Source organism: Rhodoblastus sp., assembly GCF_041915505.1.
Classification (GTDB): domain Bacteria; phylum Pseudomonadota; class Alphaproteobacteria; order Rhizobiales; family Beijerinckiaceae; genus Rhodoblastus.
Genome location: NZ_JAYSBG010000379.1, coordinates 1 through 3,213, shown reverse-complemented (window position 1 = coordinate 3,213; position 3,213 = coordinate 1). Strand labels below are relative to the sequence as shown.

Below are 3,213 nucleotides of genomic sequence, written 5' to 3'. Positions count from 1 at the left end.
TGGCGGCGCGGGCTGGTGGGACATTCCGGCAAATCGGCTTCGCGCCTGCGAAACGCGGCGCATATTCGCAAAATGCGGCCGTGGCGCCTAGCTTTAAACGCGGCCGTTCGCAGGGAATCGTCAGGGCTGCGCAAGGCTCTGCGCCACCGGGGCCAGATTGGCCGGCAGCACGCGTATGAAGCCGCCGCGCGGACTGTCGATCTCGGCGATCAGCAGGAAGGAAATGGCGATCGTCGCCGGCAGGACCAGCAGCAACGGGGCGTTGAAGCGCTGGCTGCCGAAGCCGAGCATGGCGCTGCACGCGCCGGCGATGATCGCCATCAACGCCCAGGCGGCGATGGGAATGCGGTTGCGCCAGGCGGCCAGCGCATAACCCTGCGCGTTGAGCACGTCATTGGCGCCCGCGACGACCAAAGCGACAATCGGCGTCGGCTGCGCCGCCGCGCTGTCGCGAACGATGGACCAGATCTCCGCCTGCAGCTTCGCCTCATGCGCCGCCGCCTCGGCCAGCAAGGCCGGGTCCTGTTCCGCGTAAAACGCGATCCGGCGGTCGAGATAGCTTTTCAGCGCCTTTTTCAGCGCGCCCGCCGCCGGCGCCGGCAGAAGCTCGGCGCGGACATATTGGGTTCCGATGGCGTTGGCTTCCGATTCCTCCATATTCTTGCGCAGGTCGTAGCGATTGACCGCCATGGCGAAACTGAAGCCGATGATCAGGCCGAGCAGCGTCAGGCAGGCGCCCTCGACGATCTTGTATTCGTCCTGTTCGTCGCGCCGCAGCGGCCGCGCCAGCTTCTGGACGCCATAGCCCGCGAGGCCCACCAGCCAGAACACGATCAGGGACGACAGGCACAGCAGGGTCGGGTGGTCGAGCAGCGGGCGCATGATGTCTTGCCTCGGCCTGTTTCTGCGGCGCGTTTGGCGTCCCGGCCGAGGGAAAGGAATCGGCGCGACGAAGACGCATGATGGCCGTGCGCGGGGCGTCCGGCAAGCCGCGTGAGCCGAAGGCGGAGGTCTGTGCTATTGTGAACGCGGCGGCGCGGCAGCGCCGCAGGAGGAACGGAAAATGGGCGACAAGAAGAAAAAGAAACAGAAGCTGGAGATCGAACAGCCGGTCGAGCAGGTCCCCGGCAAGCTGAAGGAAAAGTTCTACGAGAAAGAGCTGGAGAAACTTCATGTCGAGCTGGTGAAGCTGCAGCAATGGGTAGTCGCCAAAGGAATCAAGGTCTGCGTCGTCTTCGAGGGTCGCGACGGCGCGGGCAAGGGCGGCTGCATCAAGGCGATCACCGAGCGCGTCAGCCCGCGCGTCTTTCGCGTGGTGGCCCTGCCGGCGCCGACCGAACGGCAGAAGTCGCAAATGTATATCCAGCGCTATATCGAGCACTTCCCAGCCGCCGGCGAGATCGTGATTTTCGATCGCTCCTGGTACAATCGCGCCGGCGTCGAGCGGGTGATGGGCTTCGCCAATGACGACCAGGTCACGCGTTTCCTGGCGCAGGTTCCCGGCGTCGAAAAAGCGATGAAGGAATCCGGCATCATCCTGATTAAATATTGGCTCGAAGTCGGCATGGACGAGCAGGCGCGCCGGCTGGAGTCGCGCATCGACGACGGCCGCAAGATCTGGAAGCTCTCGCCAATGGATCTGAAGAGCTTCAGTAAATGGTATGATTATTCGCGGGCCCGCGACGCCATGCTGGCTGCGACGGATACGCCCTGGGCGCCGTGGTATATCGTGCGGTCCGACGACAAGAAGCGGGCGCGGCTCAATGTCATCTCCCATCTGCTGAAGCACATTCCCTATGAGGATTTGCCGCGCGAAAAGGTGAAGCTGCCCAAGCGCGAAGGGCCGCACGGCTATGTCGAGCCCGACTATCCGTATAAATATGTGACAGAGCACGATTGGGGCGCCGAAAACGCCCGCGCGGCCGTGGAAGCCTAAAACCCCCCCGCCTGCATGGCGGCATGGATCCGGGTCTGGAACAGGCTGTCGTCGCCCTTGGCGAGCGCCGCGACATTTTTGGCGACGGCGTCGCACAGGGCGTCGACCCAGGGCTTTTCGGCCTTGGCGAAATCGCTCAGCACATAGCCGTGGACCAAAGCCTTGTCGCCGGGATGGCCGATGCCGAGCCGGACGCGGCGGTAGTCGCCGCCCATATGGGCGGTGATGGAGCGCAGGCCATTATGGCCGGCGTCGCCGCCGCCGCGCTTGACCCGCAGCTTGCCGGGCGCGAGATCGAGTTCGTCATGGAAAACGACGATGTCGGCGGTCGGAATCTTGTGGAACCGCGCGGCTTCGGCCACCGACCGACCGCTCTCGTTCATGAAGGTTTCGGGCTTCAGCAGCAGCGCGCGGTCGGCGCCGATGCGGGCTTCGGTCAGTTCGCCCTGGAATTTTCGGCGGAAGGGCGCGGCCGCACAGGCGGCGGCGATGGCCTCGACCGCCATGAAGCCGATATTGTGCCGATTGCCGGCATAGCTCTTCCCGGGATTGCCCAGACCGACGATGAGCAGCATGGCGAGGCCTGTCGCGCAAAAAGAACCGCCCGCCGATCCCTGGAAGGACGCCCGTCTGACGACGGGCTTTTGCGGCGGGCGGTGAAATGAATTGGATAGGACGGCTTACTTCTTGCCGCCCTTGGCCGGAGCGGCCGCGGCGGCCGCAGCCGCAGCGGCTTCCTCCGCCGCCGCCGCGGCGCCGCCAGCCGGCGGCGCGATGGTGACGATGGTGAAATTCGACTTGTCGACCGGGGTCGCGCCCGCGGGGAGCTTCACCGAACCGATATGCACCGAATCGTTGAAGTCGAGGCCGGCGAGGTCGATCGTGATCGCTTCCGGAATGTTGTCGCCGGGAACCAGCAGGTCGATCGTGTGCAGCACGACGTTCAGCGAGCCGCCGCGCTTGATGCCGGGGGCGGTTTCCTGGTTGAGGAAATGCACCGGCACGCCGACCTTGATCTTCGACCCGGCCTTCAGGCGCAGGAAGTCGACATGCAGCGGGGTGTCGCGCACGACGTCGAGCTGGTAGTCGCGCGGAATGGCGCGCTCGGTCTTCCCGTCGATGTCGATTTCGAAAATCGTGGTCAGGAAGTGGCCGGCATAGACCAGCTTGTGAACGTCGCGATAGGAAAGCGAAATCGGCGTCGCCGCTTCGCCGCCGCCATAAATGACGGCTGGAATTCTGCCTTCACGGCGTACGCTGCGGGCGGCCCCCTTGCC

The 3,213-nt window shown here is 64.8% G+C and carries 4 protein-coding genes; 1 reads left to right on the top strand and 3 read right to left on the bottom strand.

The genetic code is table 11. From position 1 onward, the window contains the following. Positions 1 to 120 precede the first annotated feature (120 nt). On the bottom strand, positions 121 to 882 hold the full coding sequence (locus ACE3S9_RS17240) for a hypothetical protein (RefSeq protein ID WP_374547714.1): 762 nt from the start codon (positions 880 to 882) through the stop codon (positions 121 to 123). A 181-nt stretch (positions 883 to 1,063) separates the two neighbouring features. On the opposite strand from ACE3S9_RS17240, the gene ppk2 reads away from it, so the two are divergent. Next, positions 1,064 to 1,936 (top strand): polyphosphate kinase 2, encoded by an 873-nt coding sequence (gene ppk2 / locus ACE3S9_RS17235; protein ID WP_374547713.1) that lies wholly within the window; start codon positions 1,064 to 1,066, stop codon positions 1,934 to 1,936. On the opposite strand, the gene pth is transcribed toward ppk2, so the two are convergent. Beyond that, on the bottom strand, positions 1,933 to 2,511 hold the full coding sequence (gene pth, locus ACE3S9_RS17230; RefSeq protein WP_374547712.1) for an aminoacyl-tRNA hydrolase: 579 nt from the start codon (positions 2,509 to 2,511) through the stop codon (positions 1,933 to 1,935). The genes ppk2 and pth overlap by 4 nt on opposite strands. A 105-nt stretch (positions 2,512 to 2,616) precedes the next feature. Next, a partial coding sequence (locus tag ACE3S9_RS17225; protein ID WP_374547711.1) for a 50S ribosomal protein L25/general stress protein Ctc occupies positions 2,617 to 3,213 on the bottom strand: 597 nt, incomplete at its 5' end.

Excerpts from the sequence above, each read along its gene's own strand:
- ACE3S9_RS17240 (WP_374547714.1), bottom strand. The coding sequence starts at position 882 with ATGCGCCCGCTGCTCGACCACCCGACCCTGCTGTGCCTGTCGTCCCTG.
- ppk2 (WP_374547713.1), top strand. The coding sequence starts at position 1,064 with ATGGGCGACAAGAAGAAAAAGAAACAGAAGCTGGAGATCGAACAGCCG.
- pth (WP_374547712.1), bottom strand. The coding sequence starts at position 2,511 with ATGCTGCTCATCGTCGGTCTGGGCAATCCCGGGAAGAGCTATGCCGGC.